Below are 17,298 nucleotides of genomic sequence, written 5' to 3'. Positions count from 1 at the left end.
CATTGCTCTTCACACTGGACAACGGCCGGGCCTCACGGATGGTGCCGCAACCCGCGAACGAATTACGCGAACCGTGATCACCCGCACACAGGGTGCACTCGGCCGGCAGATCACCGGGCGGCACCACCGCCGTACCCGGCCGCACCCCACCCGGCGCCCACGCCGTCACCCGGCCCGCACCCCACCCGGCACCCACGCCGTCACCCGGCCCGCACCCCACCCGGCACCCACGCCGTCACCCGGCCCGCACCCCACGCCTTAGCTCGCCCGCAAATGACCTGGCGTCCACCCCGCCCACCCGCACAGAATCGCCCGATGGAGCCCGTCACCCTCACCACGGACCGCCTCGTCCTGCGCGCCCCCGGCCCCCAGGACACCGACGCCGTCCACGCCTGCGCCCAGGACCCCGACATCCAGCGCTGGACCACCATCCCCTCCCCCTACCTCCCCGAACACGCCCGCAGCTTCACCGAACAGCTCTCCCCCGACGGCTGGGCCGACCGCTCCATGTTCACCTTCGGCGTCTTCCTCCCCGACGACGCCCTCACCGGCATGCTCAGCCTCACCATGCGCTCCCCTGGCACCGCCGAGATCGGCTTCTGGGCCGCCAAGGAACACCGAGGCCGCGGCTACACCACCGAGGCCGCCCGCGCCGCCTCCCGCTGGGCCTTCACCGACCTGGCCGTGGACCGCGTCGAATGGCGCGCCGAAGTCGGCAACACCGCCTCCCGCGCCGTCGCCGAAAAGGCCGGCTTCACCCTCGAAGGGACCCTGCGCTCCGCCACCGACAACAAGGGAGTACGCCGCGACTGCTGGGTGGCCTCCCTCCTCCCCTCCGACCTCGGCCTGCCCTCCACCACCCCCTACCTGCCGGCACCGACCGACCGGCCCGCCCCGACCGGAGCGGTCTGAGAGCGCGACCCGCCGCCCGCCGGCCCGCGTCTTCGCAGCTCAGCCCGCACTGTCAGACCCAGCCCCTATCGTGCCCACCATGACGACCCCGCCGCCCACCGCAGAACTCACCGCGGACGAAGCCCGCCGCATCGCCCTGAAAGCCCAGGGCTTCCTCGGCACGCCCGACCGCCGGGCCGGCGTCCGCGGCGTCCTGCGCCACCTCGGCGCCGTCCAGCTCGACACCATCTCCGTCCTCGCCCGCTCCCACGAACTCATCCCCTACGCCCGCCTGGGCGCCGTCGGCCGCACCACCGTCGAGAACGCCTACTGGAAGGACACCCACGCCTTCGAGTACTGGTCCCACGCCGCCTGCATCCTCCCCATCGAGGAATGGCCCCACTTCGCCTTCCGCCGCCGCGCCTACCGCGCCCGCCCCCAGTGGCACCACCACCTCCCCGACGGCACCTACGACCAGGTCATCAAACAACTGCGCACCGAAGGCCCCCTCACCGCGACCGAGTTGGGCGGCGCGAAGAAGACCAGCGAGTGGTGGGACTGGTCCGGCACCAAAGTCGCCGTGGAACGCGCCCTGATGTACGGCGAGGTCGTCTGCGTCGAACGCCGCGGCTGGAAGCGCGTCTACGACCTCGCCGAACGCGCCGTCCCCGCAAGCCTCCTGCACGACGAGCTGGACGACACCGAATGCCTGCGCCGCCTGGTCCGCCTCGCCGGACAGTCCCTCGGCGTCGGCACACGCGCGGACATCGCCGACTACCACCGCCTCAAGGGTGAGCAGGTCGACCAGGTCATCGCCGACTCGGGCCTGGTCCCCGTCACCGTCGCGGGCTGGTCCAAGCCCGCCTGGGCCGACCCGGCGGCCCTGGAGACCGTCCCGCGCGGCCGCCACCGCACCACGCTGCTGTCGCCCTTCGACTCCCTCATCTGGGAACGGGCCCGCACCGAACGCCTCTTCGGCTTCACCCACCGCCTGGAGGCCTACGTCCCCAAGCCCAAGCGCGTCCACGGCTACTTCGCGATGCCCGTCCTGTCCGGCGGCCGTCTCGTCGGCCGCGTGGACCCCGCCCGCGAAGGACGCACACTCGTCGCCCGGCAGGTCAGCCTGGACGGCCCCAAAGCGGTCCACGGCGTGGCACAGGCCCTGGTCGAAGCCGCGAGCTGGGTCGGCTGCACGGACGTACGCGTGGAACGCGTCGACGCACCCGACCTGCGCGATCCCCTCACCAGAGAACTCGCCCAGGCCCTCGCCTGACCACCGCGCGCGTGCCTAGCGGATCTCGAGGATCTTCTCCCGCATCGCATACACCACTGCCTCCATCCTGGAGTGCAACTGCAGCTTCTCCAGGATGTTGCGCACATGGTTCTTCACGGTGTTCTCGGAGATGAACAACTCCTTGGCGATGTCCCGGTTGTTCATCCCCGTGGCGACGAGCTTGAGCACTTCCAGCTCACGGTCGGTCAGCCGCGGCGCGGGAACCAGCCGACGCTCATCGGTCCGCTGGATCATCGATTTGAACTCGGTGAGCAGTTTCGACGCCATCGAGGGACTGATCTGCGACTGACCGTCGGCCACCGCGCGAATGGCGGTGGCGACCTCGTCCGTGGAGATCTCCTTCAGGAGATATCCCGTCGCACCCGCCTTGATCGCGTCATAGAGGTCGGCCTCCTCATCGCTGATCGTCAACATGATGATCTTCGCGCTCGGGGCCACCTCCTTGATGGAGGTGCACGCCTCGATCCCTCCGCGCTTAGGCATCCGCACATCCATCAGCACGATGTCCGGCAGCAGATCGGCGGCCTTGTCCACGGCCTCCGCGCCGTCGCCCGCCTCACCCACGACCTGGATGTCCTCCTCGGCCGCCAGCACGATCTCCAGACCCCGGCGGAACAAGGCGTGATCGTCCACGACAAGGACTCTGATCGGCTCACCGCGCTCAGTGCCCGCGTCCGGGCCCTCACCGACGACGCCCTCGCCGGCACCCCCGTCACGCATCGGTCCGAAGCTGTCCGCCATCGTTCCTCCCCCAGAAGGCTGTGGCAGTGGTCCTTTGCCATCGCCAACGCAAGGCACCGGCCCAACGGTTGAGCCGTTGCCCGCCATGATTCCATGCCCGGACGACAACACGGTGACGTAGCGGCGCTCCAGGGGGTCGCACACGGGTGCCCCCGGGGGCGCACACGCGCTCCACGGGGGCACCTTTCAACCGTCACCGCGCAGGGTCAGCCGCCCAGCGCGCCGCCCGCCTCGGGCGAATGGCCCTGCGTGACCATCGTGTCCGTGCTGAGGTGGATGACGCCGTAGTCGTAGGCGTGCCGCCGATAAACGACGCTGGGTTCCTTCGTCTCGGAGTCGACGAAAAGGTAGAAGTCGTGACCGACCAGCTCCATCTCGTAGAGGGCCTGGTCGAGCGTCATCGGAGCGGCCACATGCGTCTTCTCGCGGACCACGAGGGGCCCTTCGCCCTGCACCTCGAGCGAGCCGATCCTCTTCGTGGGCACACCTTCCGACTCCTCGGTGGAGACGGGCTGCCCGTTGCCGTTCAGAGTCGCGACGCCCGGAACGTGATCGGCGACCTCCGCCGCCGTGATCCGGCGTGCGCCGCGCCGCGTGTAACGCTTGTCGTGCTGCTTACGGAGCTGGGCGTCCAGCTTCTCCGCCGCCAGATCGAGTGCCGCGTAGGGGTCGCTGGCCGACGCCTCCGCCCGGATCACCGGACCACGGGAGCGGAGCGTGATCTCCACTCGCTCACACCGGTCGGCCTGTCGCGGGTTGGGCTCCTTGGACACCTCGACGTCGAGGCTGATCACCTTGCCGTCGAGCTTCTGGATCTTCTCCAGCTTCAGCTTCTCGGCCACGTGCTTGCGGAACCGCTCGGGCACCTCGGTCTTGCGGCCCTTGACGACGATGTCCACGCAGAACTCCGTTCCCGGATCGCTCCGCATCAACGGCGGAGCATCTCCCTTTTGCACCAAGCTCCGGTGAGCACCGGAACCTCGGACTCGGTGACTCCCACCTCCTCCTCCCCCATCGGCGAGAACTCCACCCCAGGCGCCACGGCCCATAGCGAAAACCGCAGCACAGGATTCGGATTCGAGAGGTGTGGCCTGCGGCTTTCCCTCACAACCGAACATATCTCGCCCGGACGGATGGCGTCACCCTCTACTACCGCGTACCTCCGTTCAGGTGAATTCGCTCTCTCATTACCTGCAACGACGCAAGTGGGCACTCAGTTCCGGTTTATTTCCGGAGAGTCAGGAGAAGCCGCGACCACCGCAGCGAACAGCAGCTCACCGCCACCGCGACCCACACCTCCTTCCCGCACTCCCACCCCCCGTACCCCACTGCCTTCCCGGCCAACGTCCCGATACACGGCCCCACCCCTGAACGCACTCCGATCCGCCACCCCGGCGGGCATTTCGCCGGCCCGATCCGCCGAAACGGCCGAGCGCACGGCGCGCGCCGCCTCCGCCAGGGACGCTCCCGTCGTGACGAGGTCGTCGACCAGCACCACCGAGCCACCACGCAGCAACCGCGCCCCGCCGGGCACCACCGCCAGTGCGCCGCCGAGGTTGTCCATCCGCTGCCGTGAAGTGAGCCCCGCCTGATCGGCCACCGCCCGCCGCTGCCGCAACACCGGTGCCACCCGCACCGGCATCCCCTCCCGCCGCAGGACGACAGCGGCGGCGAGCGCGATACGACGGGCGGGGTCATGCCCCCTAGCCCGCACGGCCCGGGGCGCGGAGGGGACGGGGACGAGGAGTAGGTGTCCTGGGTGCCCGTGTCCTGGGTGCCCTTCGTTTCTGAGGTGCCCTACCTGCCCTACGTGTCCTAGGTGTCCTAGGGGTGGGGCCCCCTCCCCCACCCCCACCTCCCCCACCCCCACCTCCCCCACCCCCACCTCCCCCAACCCCACCCGCACCGCCCCCGCCAACGCCTCCCCCAGCGGGCGCGCCAGTGCCAGCGCACCGCGTTCCTTGTGGGCGAGCAGCACCGCCCGCACCTCGTCCGCGTACCGGGCCGCCGCGTGCACGGCGGGCAGCCCGGGTGGTGCCGGTTCGGGCCGCACCCGGCGCGGCTCGGCTCCGGCGAGTGCCGTACGGCACGCGGGGCAGAGCATCACGCGGGCCCGGCCGCATCCCGCGCAGTCGGCAGGAAGGATCAGAGCGGCGAGTTCCTGCCACCACCGACGAACGCTGTCCACGGGTTCACTGTGCCGTGGGCGGGACGAAGCGGCCACCCTTGTGGAAAACCGGCCGAAATTCGCCCCGGCCGCCTGTGGAAAACTCGGCGGAAGTCACTTCCGACCTGGTCCCCCACACGCAGCACGAGGCACCCCCGCCCCGCCTCACCCCGGGTAAAGCGCGACCGAGGCCGTCTCCTTCAAGGTGCGCCAGCCGCTTCCGCCGGGCAGCCACAGCAGACCGTCCTTGGAGGTGGCGAAGAGCGGGGCGTCGCCGTCCTCGGAGGCGGCGATGCTCTTGACTTCGGTGAGGCCGGGCAGTGTTCCCGTTTCGGGCACGGAGCCGTCGCACTGCACGTACTGCGCCTGTTCGACCCCGCCCGACTCGCGTCCGACGACGACGAGCCGGCTGTCCCCCGCCCAGGTCACGGCGGTGACCTGCTCCAGGTCGGGGGTGGTGGAGCGCAGTTCCTGGACGGAGACGGTGGGCTTGTCGCCGCTCTTGTCCCGTTCGATGCGCCCGATGAGCAGCGACTGCTTGCCGCCCTTCTCCACGACCAGCGCGATCCGCGCGCCGTCAGCGGCGACCCGTACGGTCTTGATCCGTCCGTCGAGGCCGGGGGTGAGGACCTCCAGGGGTTCGCCGCCGCCCTGCTCGAACAGGAGGAGCCGGGGGTCGGCGGGGTCGCGGTCGGCGATCCACAGGTCGCCCTGGCCGTCCCAGCTGGGGGCCGTCAGCCGGTCGTTCTCGGTCTTGCCCTTGCTGGTCAGCAGGGGGTCGCCGAGGGAGCCGTCGGCGACCATGGAGGTGACGTAGAGGCTCCTGCCGTCGAGGGCGACCCCGGCGGCGGTGTGCTCGTCGCGGGCGACGGCCATGGAGCGGAACGCGGTGCTGCCGTCGCCGAGCGGTCCCGGCACGGCGTCGGCCTTGGCGCTGTTGCCGCCGGTGCTGCTCATCCGGACGAGGCGGTGGCGGCCGTCGACGAAGTAGAGGTAGCCGGCGTGGGTCTCCGCGCCGCGTTCGGCCACGGCGGTGGCGCGGTCGTCGGTGAGCGAGCAGAGCTGCCGGCTGCCGGCGCGCAGTTCGATCTCGTCGACGGTGGGGGCGAGGCTCTGCAGGCTGAACAGCAGTTGCGCGGCCATCTCGTCGCACTTGCCGTGGCCGATGCGGGCGGCCTTGTCGTTGAGCGGGACGGTGAGCTTGTTCTGGTCGTCGGGGGCGAGCGCGGTGACGCCCCGGGCGAGGGCGGTGCCGGTGGGGAAGCTGGATCTGACGACGGGCCGCAGCCAGCTGGTGGGCCCGTCGAGCACGGAGCGCACGATCTGGGTCATGGGGTCGACCCGTTCGCGTACGAAGACGGGGTCGGCGACGGCCATGGGCTGTCCGGAGCCGGCGGACGCGGTGTGGGAGGCGAAGTAGTACTTGTTGACGGACATGTAGTTGCGCTGGAAGTCCGACTTGCCCATGACGACGCCCTCGGGCAGGGCGTCGATGCGCCACTGCCTGGTCTTCTTGTCGCGGGTGAGGTGCACGGTCCGGGAGTAGTCGCCGGCCGCGGGCGTGTACGACTGCTGTGCGTCGATGTCGGCGACCTTGGTGCCGGTCAGGGTGAAGGTGAAGTCGTCGCCTTCTTCCCGGCCGCCGGACTGGCCGGCGAGGGTGCCGGGCCCGTCGGCGAGGACGGTGGTGGACCGTTCGGGTTCCCATTTCCGGGCGGCCGCGGGGGTGAGGTACTGGCGGGCCGTCGAGTAGCGCGGGTCGTCGCTGGTGAGCGCTTCGAGGAAGCCCTGGACGATCTCGGCGGGCTGTGCGTCCTCGCGGGGCGGCATGGCGAAGACCCGCACCTGGGTCTCCTGGCGGGGCGTGGACTCCACGTCGCTCAGGTCGCCGTGGTCGGGCATGGAGGCGCATCCGGCCAGCAGTACGACACCGCAGGCGGCGTACGCCGTCGCGCGCAGCGGTGTGCGCCGGCGGCCCCGGTCGTGGTCAGCGCCCACGGAATGTCTCTCCTCGCTGCTTCGAGCCCTTGCCTGACGTACCGGCGGCCTCGTCGGCGGTGCGGCCGGTCCCGGTGGTGTCGCTTGCGTGGTCGGCGTCTTCAGGGCCCTCGCGGCCCGCGTCGCCGGCCCTGTCGCGCTTGTCGGCGGCGTCGTCGGCGTTGCCGTGCGTGCGGCCGTGCTCGGGTGCCCTCCCGGCTCCGGTGCCGGCGGCGGTGCCGTTGCCGGTGGATGCCGTGCCGGTGGCGGGCCGGGGCACGACGCGTGCGCCGTTGCCGGGCAGTGCCGTGGGGTCGGCTGTGGGGGTGGCGGTGGTGCGGGGTGCGAGCGGGGTGTGTGCCGCCGACCGCTGCCCTGCTGCGGGCTGTACGGGGACGGTGGCGCTCTTCTCGCCTCCGCCGCGGGGCAGGCCTGCGTCGTCGAGTCCGCGGTTGCGGCGGGAGTCCTTGGGTTCCAGCGGTATGGGTGAGCCTCGCAGCGGCTCGTCGGCGGTCCTCGGCAGGGTCAGGCGGAACTGCGATCCGCCGCCGGGTTCGCCCCAGGCCTGGAGCCAGCCGCCGTGCAGCCGGGCGTCCTCCAGGGCGATGGACAGTCCGAGTCCGGTGCCGCCGGTGGTACGCGCGCGTGCCGGGTCGGCGCGCCAGAAGCGGCTGAACACGCGGGTGGCCTCGCCGGGCTTGAGTCCGACGCCGTAGTCGCGGACGGCGACGGCGACGGCGCCGCCCGCGGAGGCGAGTTTGACGACGACGTCCCTGCCTTCGCCGTGCTCGACGGCGTTGACGACGAGGTTGCGCAGGACGCGTTCGACGCGGCGTGCGTCGGCTTCGGCTACGACGGGCTGCTGGTCGCCGAGGACGCGTATGTTCGTGCCCTTGCGGTCGGCGAGCGGGGCGGCGCCGCTGACGACGCGGCGCACGACGTCCCTGAGGTCGATCGGTTCGGCTTCGAGTGCGGCGGCGCCGGCGTCGAAGCGGCTGATCTCGAGCAGGTCGGCGAGCAGTGACTCGAAGCGGTCGAGCTGGTCGGCGAGGAGTTCGGCGGAGCGTGCGGTGATCGGGTCGAAGTCCTCGCGTGCCTCGTGGATGACGTCGGCGGCCATGCGCACGGTGGTGAGCGGTGTGCGCAGTTCGTGCGAGACGTCGGACACGAAGCGGCGCTGCATCCGGGAGAGGTCCTCGAGCTGGTTGATCTTGAGCTGGAGGTTCTGCGCCATCTTGTTGAAGGCTTCACCGAGGCGTGCGATGTCGTCCTCGCCGGTGACTTTCATACGTTCCTGGAGGCGTCCGGCGGAGAGCCGTTCGGCGATCCCGGCGGCCATGCGCACGGGGGTGACGACCTGGCGTACGACGAGCCAGGCGATCGCTCCGAGGAGGACGACGACGAAGAGTCCGGCGGTTGCGAGGGTGCCCTTGACGAGGCTGAGGGACTTCTCCTCCTGGGTGAGCGGGAAGAGGTAGTACAGCTCGTAGGGGTCGCCGTTGGGGTCGTTGACCTGTTTGCCGATGACGAGGGCGGGCTGCGATTCCTTGTCGTTGAGGTAGATGATGCGCGAGTAGCTCTGGACGGCGCCGGTGCCGCTGTTGACGCGTTCGCGGAGGTTCTCGGGGACGCTCTTGTTGGGGTCGACGTAGCCGGAGGCGCGCGGTCCGCGGCCGCCGCCGCTGTCGTCGCCGGGGGGCAGGGTGACGACGTCGAAGGCGCCCTGTCCGCCGCTGGACAGCGACAGCACCAGCTCGCTCATCCATTCGATGACGTTCTGGGGGGCGGCGGCGTCCACGACGGCGCCGTCGTCGGCCGCGGCGCCGGCCGCCTCGTCGGCCTTCTGCTTGGCGACGGCGAAGCCGCCGGTGGCCTGGCTCTGGGAGGCCTTGACCTTGGCGTCGAGCAGGCCGTTGCGGACCTGTCCGATGACGACGAAGCCGAGCAGCAGGACGACGCCGAGCGACATCAGCAGTGTGGTGACGACAACCTTGAGCTGGATGTTGCGTCGCCACAGCCGTATGACGGGCAGCAGGGGGCGGCGCACCCAGCGCAGCAGCAGCCGCAGGACGGGGCTGCCCTGGACTCCGCCCTGGAGCAGTCCGCCGTCGAGGAGGCGTGTGAAGTGTGAACCCGTCTTCTTCCGGCCGACAGGCCGCTGCGGACGGGCCCCGGACCGGCCGGGGGCCGAAGCGGCACTGTCCTTGGACATGATCAGCTCGGTCCGGCCTTGTAACCGACGCCGCGGACGGTCACGACGATCTCCGGCCGCTCGGGGTCCTTCTCGACCTTGGAGCGCAGCCGCTGCACGTGCACGTTGACGAGGCGGGTGTCGGCGGCATGCCGGTAGCCCCACACCTGTTCGAGCAGTACTTCGCGGGTGAACACCTGCCACGGCTTGCGGGCGAGCGCGACCAGCAGGTCGAACTCCAGCGGCGTCAGCGCGATGGACTGCCCGTCCCGCTTCACGGAGTGGCCGGCCACGTCGATGACGAGGTCGCCGATGGCGAGCTGCTCCGGCGCGGGCTCCTCCGACCTGCGCAGCCGTGCCCGGATACGGGCCACGAGCTCCTTCGGCTTGAACGGCTTCACGATGTAGTCGTCGGCGCCGGACTCCAGTCCCACGACGACGTCCACGGTGTCGCTCTTGGCGGTGAGCATCACGATCGGCACACCGGACTCGCCCCTGATCAGGCGGCAGACCTCGATGCCGTCCCGCCCGGGCAGCATCAGGTCCAGCAGCACCAGATCGGGCTTCGCCTCACGGAAAGCAGCCAGCGCCTTGTCGCCGTCCGCTACGAAAGACGGCTCAAAACCTTCACCGCGCAACACGATGCCGAGCATCTCGGCCAGTGCGCTGTCGTCGTCGACGACAAGGACTCGTCCCTTCATAAACGACATCATCCCATTCTCATAACGGCGAAGGCGGCGCAGGTGAGCAGGGTCACCGGCCAGCGACCTTAGTCGTACGGGACCGTCACTGTCTGCCCCCGTCCGCTGCCGTTGCTGTCAGCACTGATGTCAGCCCCTTCCGTCGGCACGGCGGCGGGGTGGGCCCGCGCGGGGTCGTCGTCGGCGTGGGCCCACATGGTGACGCCGGGGAATGAGTCAGGCGGTGTCCTCCCGGCGGGCTCGCGCGCACAGTTCCTCCAGCGCCCCGGCGGTCACGGGTGAGACCACGCCCTGCTCCGTGACGATCGCCGTCACCAGTTCGGGCGGCGTCACGTCGAACGCCGGGTTGTACGCCTGGGTTCCCAGAGGGGCGATCGGGATTCCGCCGCCGGCACCCGTGACCTGCACCTGGGGGGCCGTGATCTCGGTGACCTCGTAGCCGGGACGCTGCTCGACCTCGACCGACGTCCCGTCCGGGGTGTGCAGGTCGACCGTCGTCACCGGCGCCACCACGATGAAGGGCACATGGTGGTAGCGGGCCAGCACGGCGAGCGGATAGCTGCCCACCTTGTTCGTCACCGAGCCGTCGGCCGTGATGCGGTCCGCGCCGATCAGCACCGCGTCGACCTCACCGGCCGCGAACAGCGACCCGGCCGCGTTGTCCGTGAGCAGCGTGTACGTCATGCCGTTGCGGGCCGCCTCGTACGCCGTCAGCCGGGCCCCTTGCAGCAGCGGACGCGTCTCGTCCACCCACAGCCGCCGCAGTCGCCCCTTCCGGTGCGCCGCGAGCGCCACGGCGAACGCGGTGCCCTCCCCGCCGGACACCAGCGAACCGGTGTTGCAGTGGGTGAGGACGCGGTGCCCGCCGCCGGGCAGCAGCTCGTCGAGGAACGCCAGCCCGTGTTCGGCCATCCGAACGCTGGCCTCGGCGTCCTCCCGGTGCAGCTGCCGGGCGGCGGCCAGCGCGGCCCGCGCGCCCTGGTCGGGGTCGCCGCCCCGGGCGAGCTCCGCCCGGTAGGCGGTGCGGGCCCGCTCCACGCCGACGGACAGGTTCACCGCGGTTGGCCGGGCCCCCGCCAGCGCGGCCGCCGCCTCGTCCACGTCGAACCCGCGGATGGCGGCGAGCGCGACGCCGTACGCCCCGGCGATCCCGAGCAGCGGCGCCCCGCGCACGGCGAGCGAACGGATCGCCTCCACCAGCGCGGACGCGTCCGTACAGACCAGTTCGACCTCCTCGGCAGGCAGCCTCGTCTGGTCCAGGAGCACCAGCACGGGCCCTTCGGGTGGTTCCTCCCAGCGGATGGCGGGCATGTCGGTGGGCCGCATGTCCTCGCCGGATTGCGCGTACTGATCAGCCATGTCGTCAGTCTGCCCGTTATGGGGCGGACAATTGAAGGCATGCAGCCCTGACCGCGGCCGGTCACGCGAGAACCACCCCATGGCACGATGGCTGCCAACGTGCGACCGCGCCCGCGGACGGGCACCGACAAGGAGCGACGATGAACGACTCTCCGGGCTGGGCCTCGCCCGGATCCGCCCCGTCCGACGGACAGGAGCCCGGGGCGTCCTCGCCCGCCGCGCCCACTTCGCCTGCCGAACCCGCCGACCGGCCCGACGGCACCCACACCGCTGACGCGCCGGGCGCACCCGCGCAGGGCCCCGGCGCGAAGTGGTCGAAGGAACAGCCGCCGCCCGCCCAGTGGTCCGCGCCCGCAGGCCCCCAGAACCCGGCGCACCCCCCGGCTCGACAGGGTGGCCCCGCCGGCTGGGGCGCCGGCCCCGCGAGCCCCGGACAAGGCGGCCCCGGACACGCAGGCTACGGGCACCAGAGCCCCGGCGCCGGCTGGGGCACCGGATGGGGCGGCCCCCCGCCCGCGGCCAAGCCCGGCGTGATCCCGCTGCGCCCCCTCGGCGTGGGCGAGATCCTCGACGGCGCGGTCACCACCATGCGCACCTACTGGCGCACGGTCCTCGGCATCTCCCTCACCGTCGCCGTCGTCGTGGAAGTCGTCCTCGTCCTCCTGCAGGGCCTGGTCCTCAACGACACCGCCGACAGCACCGCCCTCCTCACCGACCCGACCGCCACCGTCGACGAGAAGACCGGCGCCATGGGCGACGTCATGGTCAACTCCGGTGTCCTCGCCCTCGTCTCCCTGATCGGCACGATCACGGCGACCGCCCTGCTGACGGCGGTCACCAGCCGCGCCGTCCTCGGCAAGCCCGTCACCACCGGCGAGGCCTGGCGGGAGGCCCGCCCCCGGCTGCCGAAGCTCTTCGGCCTGATCTTCCTCCTGCTGCTCGTCGTGGCCGTCATCGGCGCCGTCGGCGTCCTGCCCGGCGCCCTGCTGGGCGGCCCCGGCGGCGGCGCCCTCGCGGCGCTGGGCATGCTCGCCTCTCTCGCCGTCACCGTGTGGCTGATGGTCCGCTTCTCCCTCGCCTCGCCCGCGCTGATGCTGGAGAAGCAGAGCGTCACCAAGGCGCTCAGCCGCTCCGCCAAGCTCGTCCGCGGCTCCTGGTGGCGGGTCTTCGGCATCCAGTCGCTGTCGATGCTCATCGCGAACATCGTCGCCATGATCGTCGCCGTCCCCTTCGCCCTCGCGGGCGCCATCCTCGGCGACGGCGGCCTCGAAGCGTTCGCGCAAGGCGGCTCCAACCTCAGCTGGACCTACCTCGTCGTCGCCGGGATCGGCTCGGTGATCGGCTCGCTGGTCACCTTCCCGCTCACGGCCGGCGTCGTCGTCCTGCTCTACATCGACCAGCGCATCCGCCGCGAGGCCCTCGACCTCGACCTGGCCCGCGCCGCCGGCGTCCCGGGCCACACCGGCACCGCCACCCCGGGGAGCTGATGCGGTGAGCTGGGCGGGGGAAGTCCTCACGGCGGTCCCGGCGCCACCACAGCCGCCTCCGGCCCTCGGCCGTCCCCTGCACGCCCTGCTTCGCGCCGGGGGCGGCCCCGCCCTGTCATGGGCATCTTCGGGCGGCGAACCGCCCGTGACCATTCCCCGCGACCCCGCGCGCGAGGAAGCCCGACGCGAGTTGTCCAAGCAGCTGTACCACCAGAACGACCCCAACCTCTTCGAACGCGCCCTCGACGCCCTCTGGAACTGGATCGACAGCCTGTTCGGCGCCGCCGCCACCGCCGCCCCGGGCGGCGCACTCGGCCTGCTCGTCGTCACTGCGGCCGTCGTCGCCGTCGTGAGCGCACTCCGGTGGCGTCTGGGCACACCCCGCCGCCGACCCGCCGCCGCACCCGCCCTGTTCGACGACCGCCCCCGCAGCGCCGCCGAGCACCGCGCCGCCGCCGAGGCGCACGCCGCGCAAGGCCACTTCAGCCAGGCCGTCCAGGAACGCATGCGGGCCGTCGTCCGCTCCCTGGAGGAACGCGCCCTCCTCGACGCCCGACCCGGCCGCACCGCCGACGAGGCCGCCGCCGAAGCCGGCCACACCCTGCCCGCCCACACCGACCGGCTGCGCGCCGCAGCCCGCGACTTCGACGACGTCACGTACGGCGGCCGCACGGCGACCCGCGAGACGTACGACCGCGTCACCGGCCTCGACCGGGACCTGGCCGCCACCAAGCCGCACCTCACCCACACCAGCAGCCCCCACACGGCCCACCCCACCCACCGGGGAACCGCCGGATGACCATCACGGCCACCCCCGAACCCACCGCGACCACCCCCGCGCCGACCTCGGTTTCGCCCACCGCCCGCCATCTGTGGACCCGCGGCCGAGGCATCGCCCTCGCCTGCGTGCTCCTCCTCGCCGGCGCCGCCGTCCTCGCGGTGCTCCGCTCCGACGCCCGCCACGGCGCCCTCGACCCCCGCTCCGCCGACCCCTACGGCAGCCGCGCCGTCTCCGAACTCCTCGCCGACCACGGCGTCACCACCCGCGTCGTCACCACCCTCACCGAGGCCCGCGCAGCCACCGGCCCCGACACCACCCTCCTCGTCACCGCACCCGACCTCCTGACCGACCGTCAACAAGCGCTGCTGCACACCACCATCGACGCCTCCGCCGGCCGCACCCTCCTCGTCGCCCCCGGCAGCCACTCCGTGCACACCCTCGCCCCCGGCGTCACAGCAGCCCTCGCCACCAGCCGCACCTCCACCCTCTCCCCCCGATGCGCACTGCCCGCCGCCCGCAGCGCCGGAACCGCCGACACCGGCGGCATCCGCTACACCACCACCCTCGGCGACGCCGACGAGTGCTACCCCAGCCACCGCCTGGCCACCCTGCTGCGCATCCCCGCCGCCTCCGGCACCGGCGACACAGTCGTCCTCGGCGCGCCCGACATCCTCCACAACGACCGCCTCGACCGGCACGGCAACGCCTCCCTCGCCCTCCAACTCCTCGGCACCCGCCCCCACCTGGTCTGGTACCTCCCCTCCCCCGCCGACACCTCCGCCCCGGAACAAGACACCAAGAGCTTCTTCGACCTGATCCCCTCCGGATGGATCTGGGGCACACTCCAACTCTTCGTCGCCGCAGCCCTCGCCGCCCTCTGGCGGGCACGCCGGCTCGGCCCCCTCGTCCCCGAAAGACTCCCCGTCGCGATCCGCGCCTCCGAAACCGTCGAAGGCCGCGCCCGCCTCTACCGCAAGGCCGACGCCCGCGACCGCGCCGCCACCGCTCTTCGCTCCGCCACCCGCACCCGCCTCGCCCCTCTCCTCGGGATCCCCGCCGCCCAGGCCCACACGCCCGAAGCGCTCCTGCCCGCCCTCGCCACCCACCTCCACGGCGACCGGCACGCGGCCCTGCACACCCTCCTCTTCGGCCCGCCACCTTCCGACGACACGGCCCTGACCGCACTCGCCGAACGACTCGACGCCCTCGAAAGAGAGGTACGCCGTCCATGATGGACCCGACCACTGACAACGCCGGGAACACCGGGCACCGGGGCGACGCCCGAGCCTCGCTGGAAGCCCTGCGCGCCGAGATCGCCAAGGCCGTGGTCGGCCAGGACCCCGCCGTCACCGGCCTCGTCGTCGCCCTCCTGTGCCGAGGACACGTCCTGCTCGAAGGCGTCCCCGGAGTCGCCAAGACCCTCCTCGTCCGCGCCCTCGCCGCCGCCCTCGAACTCGACACCAAACGCGTCCAGTTCACCCCCGACCTCATGCCGAGCGACGTCACCGGCTCCCTCGTCTACGACGCGCGCACCGCCGAGTTCTCCTTCCAGCCCGGCCCCGTCTTCACCAACCTCCTCCTCGCCGACGAGATCAACCGCACCCCGCCCAAGACCCAGTCCTCCCTCCTGGAAGCGATGGAGGAACGCCAGGTCACCGTCGACGGCACCCCCCGCCCCCTCCCCGAGCCGTTCCTCGTCGCCGCCACCCAGAACCCCGTCGAGTACGAAGGCACCTACCCCCTCCCCGAAGCCCAACTGGACCGCTTCCTCCTCAAACTCACCGTCCCCCTCCCCACCCGCCAGGACGAGATCGCCGTCCTCACCCGCCACGCCGACGGCTTCAACCCCCGCGACCTTCACGCCGCCGGCGTACGCCCCGTGGCCGGCCCCGCCGAACTGGACGCCGCCCGTGCCGCCGTCGCCAAGACGACCGTCTCCCCCGAGATCACCGCCTACGTCGTCGACATCTGCCGCGCCACCCGCGAATCCCCCTCCCTCACCCTCGGCGTGTCCCCCCGGGGCGCCACGGCCCTGCTGTCCACCGCACGCGCCTGGGCCTGGCTGACCGGCCGCGACTACGTCATCCCCGACGACGTCAAAGCCCTCGCGCTGCCCACCCTCCGCCACCGTGTCCAACTCCGACCGGAGGCCGAGATGGAAGGCGTCACCGCCGACCCGGTCATCACCGCGATCCTCACCCACGTCCCCGTCCCCCGCTGATGGCCCCCACCGGACGCGCCGCACTCCTCGCGGCCCTCGCCTCCCTCCCCGTCGGCATCCTCGAACCCGGCTGGACGGGCATCCTCGCCGTCAACACCCCCCTCGCGCTCGCCTGCGCCTGCGACCACGCCCTCGCCGCCCCCGTGCGCCGCCTGCTCCTGACCCGCTCCGGCGACACCTCCGTACGCCTCGGCGACACCGCCGACGTCACCCTCACCCTCACCAACCCCTCCCACCGCACCCTGCGCGCCCACCTGCGCGACGCCTGGCCCCCCAGCAGCTGGCAACCCGGCACGGAGACCACCGGCTCCCGGCACCGCCTCACCGTCCCCGCAGGCGAACGCCGCCGCATCACCACCCGGCTGCGCCCCACCCGCCGAGGCGACCGTCACGCCGACCGCGTCACCATCCGCTCCTACGGCCCCCTCGGCCTGTTCACGCGCCAAGGCACCCACAAGGTTCCCTGGACAGTGCGGGTGCTCCCACCGTTCACCAGCCGCATGCACCTTCCCGCGAAACTCGCGCGGCTCCGCGAACTCGACGGCCGCACCAGCGTCCTGACCCGAGGTGAGGGCACGGAGTTCGACAGCCTGCGCGACTACGTACCCGGCGACGACACCCGCTCCATCGACTGGCGCGCCACCGCCCGCCAGACGAGCGTCGCCGTCCGCACCTGGCGCCCCGAACGCGACCGGCACATCCTGCTGATCCTCGACACCGGCCGCACCTCGGCAGCCCGCGTCGGCGACGCCCCCCGTCTCGACGCCTCCATGGACGCGGCCCTCCTCCTGGCCGCCCTGGCGTCCCGCGCCGGCGACCGCGTCGACCTCCTCGCCTACGACCGCCGCGTCCGCGCCCTCGTCCAGGGCCGCACCTCGCGTGACCTCCTCCCCTCCCTGGTCACGGTGATGGCCGACCTGGAACCGGAGCTCACCGAGACGGACGCCCGCGGTCTCACCGCGACCGCCCTGCGCACAGCACCCCGCCGCTCCCTGATCGTCCTGCTGACGACACTGGACGCCGCTCCCGTCGAGGAAGGCCTGCTCCCGGTGCTCCCTCAACTCACGCAGCGGCACACGGTTCTGGTCGCCTCGGTCGCCGACCCGCACATCGCCCGCATGGCGACGGCTCGCGGCACCACGGAGAAGGTGTACGAGGCCGCAGCCGCCGCCCAACACCAGGCGGAACGCCATCGCACCGCCGAGAAGCTTCGTCGCCACGGGGTCACGGTCGTCGACGCCATCCCGGACGAGCTGGCGCCGGCGCTGGCGGACGCCTATCTCGCTCTGAAATCCGCGGGACGCCTCTGAGCAATGTGCCCGAGCTCCAGGCGAACTGCCCTTTCCCGGGGCCAGAAACAAAGAAAGCCCCGTGCCATCGGCACGGGGCTTTCTTGAATGATTGTTCGGCGGCGTCCTACTCTCCCACAGGGTCCCCCCTGCAGTACCATCGGCGCTGTGAGGCTTAGCTTCCGGGTTCGGAATGTAA

14 protein-coding genes and 1 rRNA gene are annotated in these 17,298 nt (G+C 72.0%); 7 read left to right on the top strand and 8 right to left on the bottom strand.

Going from position 1 to position 17,298, the window contains the following annotated elements:
- The first annotated feature begins 315 nt into the window (after positions 1 to 315).
- Both ACIOC0_RS34265 and ACIOC0_RS34260 read left to right on the top strand, forming a co-directional pair.
- Complete coding sequence (locus ACIOC0_RS34265) at positions 316 to 912, top strand: GNAT family N-acetyltransferase (RefSeq protein ID WP_402159738.1); 597 nt, start codon at positions 316 to 318, stop codon at positions 910 to 912.
- A gap of 79 nt (positions 913 to 991) precedes the next feature.
- On the top strand, positions 992 to 2,164 hold the full coding sequence (locus ACIOC0_RS34260) for a winged helix-turn-helix domain-containing protein (RefSeq protein WP_402159735.1): 1,173 nt from the start codon (positions 992 to 994) through the stop codon (positions 2,162 to 2,164).
- 15 nt (positions 2,165 to 2,179) lie between these two features.
- Here the strand turns inward: ACIOC0_RS34260 and ACIOC0_RS34255 are convergent, their stop codons facing one another.
- From ACIOC0_RS34255 to mtnA, 7 genes are all read right to left on the bottom strand, one after another.
- Complete coding sequence (locus ACIOC0_RS34255) at positions 2,180 to 2,926, bottom strand: response regulator (RefSeq protein ID WP_402160257.1); 747 nt, start codon at positions 2,924 to 2,926, stop codon at positions 2,180 to 2,182.
- 206 nt (positions 2,927 to 3,132) lie between these two features.
- Positions 3,133 to 3,825 (bottom strand): ribosome hibernation-promoting factor, HPF/YfiA family, encoded by a 693-nt coding sequence (gene hpf, locus ACIOC0_RS34250; protein WP_402159732.1) that lies wholly within the window; start codon positions 3,823 to 3,825, stop codon positions 3,133 to 3,135.
- Between the two features lie 314 nt (positions 3,826 to 4,139).
- Entirely contained in the window at positions 4,140 to 5,114 is a 975-nt protein-coding gene (locus tag ACIOC0_RS34245; protein WP_402159729.1) for a ComF family protein, read from the bottom strand.
- 144 nt (positions 5,115 to 5,258) lie between these two features.
- Entirely contained in the window at positions 5,259 to 7,091 is a 1,833-nt protein-coding gene (locus tag ACIOC0_RS34240) for an LpqB family beta-propeller domain-containing protein (RefSeq protein WP_402159726.1), read from the bottom strand.
- Positions 7,081 to 9,282 (bottom strand): MtrAB system histidine kinase MtrB, encoded by a 2,202-nt coding sequence (gene mtrB, locus ACIOC0_RS34235; RefSeq protein WP_402159723.1) that lies wholly within the window; start codon positions 9,280 to 9,282, stop codon positions 7,081 to 7,083. The genes ACIOC0_RS34240 and mtrB overlap by 11 nt, the downstream gene beginning before the upstream one ends.
- 2 nt (positions 9,283 to 9,284) lie before the next feature.
- Complete coding sequence (gene mtrA / locus ACIOC0_RS34230; protein WP_207228638.1) at positions 9,285 to 9,974, bottom strand: two-component system response regulator MtrA; 690 nt, start codon at positions 9,972 to 9,974, stop codon at positions 9,285 to 9,287.
- 204 nt (positions 9,975 to 10,178) lie between these two features.
- A complete protein-coding gene (gene mtnA, locus ACIOC0_RS34225; protein WP_402159720.1) occupies positions 10,179 to 11,321 on the bottom strand; it encodes an S-methyl-5-thioribose-1-phosphate isomerase in 1,143 nt (380 codons plus the stop codon).
- A 140-nt stretch (positions 11,322 to 11,461) separates the two neighbouring features.
- Here mtnA and ACIOC0_RS34220 point away from each other — a divergent pair, with 140 nt between their 5' ends.
- From ACIOC0_RS34220 to ACIOC0_RS34200, 5 genes are read left to right on the top strand one after another with little or no spacing between them, the layout of a single operon-like run.
- Positions 11,462 to 12,808: a glycerophosphoryl diester phosphodiesterase membrane domain-containing protein gene (locus ACIOC0_RS34220; protein WP_402159717.1), complete on the top strand. Its 1,347-nt coding sequence runs from the start codon at positions 11,462 to 11,464 to the stop codon at positions 12,806 to 12,808.
- 4 nt (positions 12,809 to 12,812) lie between these two features.
- Positions 12,813 to 13,607, top strand: coding sequence for a DUF4129 domain-containing protein (locus ACIOC0_RS34215; RefSeq protein ID WP_402159714.1), 795 nt, complete (start codon positions 12,813 to 12,815; stop codon positions 13,605 to 13,607).
- Entirely contained in the window at positions 13,604 to 14,821 is a 1,218-nt protein-coding gene (locus ACIOC0_RS34210) for a DUF4350 domain-containing protein (RefSeq protein WP_402159712.1), read from the top strand. The genes ACIOC0_RS34215 and ACIOC0_RS34210 overlap by 4 nt, the downstream gene beginning before the upstream one ends.
- Positions 14,821 to 15,810, top strand: a complete 990-nt coding sequence (locus ACIOC0_RS34205; protein ID WP_402160254.1) for an AAA family ATPase — start codon at positions 14,821 to 14,823, stop codon at positions 15,808 to 15,810. The genes ACIOC0_RS34210 and ACIOC0_RS34205 overlap by 1 nt, the downstream gene beginning before the upstream one ends.
- Positions 15,810 to 17,120, top strand: a complete 1,311-nt coding sequence (locus ACIOC0_RS34200) for a DUF58 domain-containing protein (protein WP_402159709.1) — start codon at positions 15,810 to 15,812, stop codon at positions 17,118 to 17,120. The genes ACIOC0_RS34205 and ACIOC0_RS34200 overlap by 1 nt, the downstream gene beginning before the upstream one ends.
- 93 nt (positions 17,121 to 17,213) lie before the next feature.
- Here ACIOC0_RS34200 and rrf read toward each other — a convergent pair.
- Positions 17,214 to 17,298, bottom strand: a 5S ribosomal RNA gene (rrf, locus tag ACIOC0_RS34195); the annotation flags it as partial.

It is taken from the genome of Streptomyces sp. NPDC088254, assembly GCF_044740925.1.
In the GTDB taxonomy this organism is placed as follows: Bacteria; Actinomycetota; Actinomycetes; order Streptomycetales; family Streptomycetaceae; genus Streptomyces.
This window is presented reverse-complemented; position numbering and strand designations above follow the sequence as displayed.

Coding starts and splice junctions, on each gene's coding strand:
- ACIOC0_RS34205 (WP_402160254.1), top strand. CDS start 14,821: ATGGACCCGACCACTGACAACGCCGGGAACACCGGGCACCGGGGCGAC.
- ACIOC0_RS34265 (WP_402159738.1), top strand. CDS start 316: ATGGAGCCCGTCACCCTCACCACGGACCGCCTCGTCCTGCGCGCCCCC.
- mtnA (WP_402159720.1), bottom strand. CDS start 11,321: ATGGCTGATCAGTACGCGCAATCCGGCGAGGACATGCGGCCCACCGAC.
- mtrB (WP_402159723.1), bottom strand. CDS start 9,282: ATGTCCAAGGACAGTGCCGCTTCGGCCCCCGGCCGGTCCGGGGCCCGT.
- ACIOC0_RS34220 (WP_402159717.1), top strand. CDS start 11,462: ATGAACGACTCTCCGGGCTGGGCCTCGCCCGGATCCGCCCCGTCCGAC.
- ACIOC0_RS34255 (WP_402160257.1), bottom strand. CDS start 2,926: ATGGCGGACAGCTTCGGACCGATGCGTGACGGGGGTGCCGGCGAGGGC.
- ACIOC0_RS34260 (WP_402159735.1), top strand. CDS start 992: ATGACGACCCCGCCGCCCACCGCAGAACTCACCGCGGACGAAGCCCGC.
- ACIOC0_RS34210 (WP_402159712.1), top strand. CDS start 13,604: ATGACCATCACGGCCACCCCCGAACCCACCGCGACCACCCCCGCGCCG.
- ACIOC0_RS34200 (WP_402159709.1), top strand. CDS start 15,810: ATGGCCCCCACCGGACGCGCCGCACTCCTCGCGGCCCTCGCCTCCCTC.
- mtrA (WP_207228638.1), bottom strand. CDS start 9,974: ATGATGTCGTTTATGAAGGGACGAGTCCTTGTCGTCGACGACGACAGC.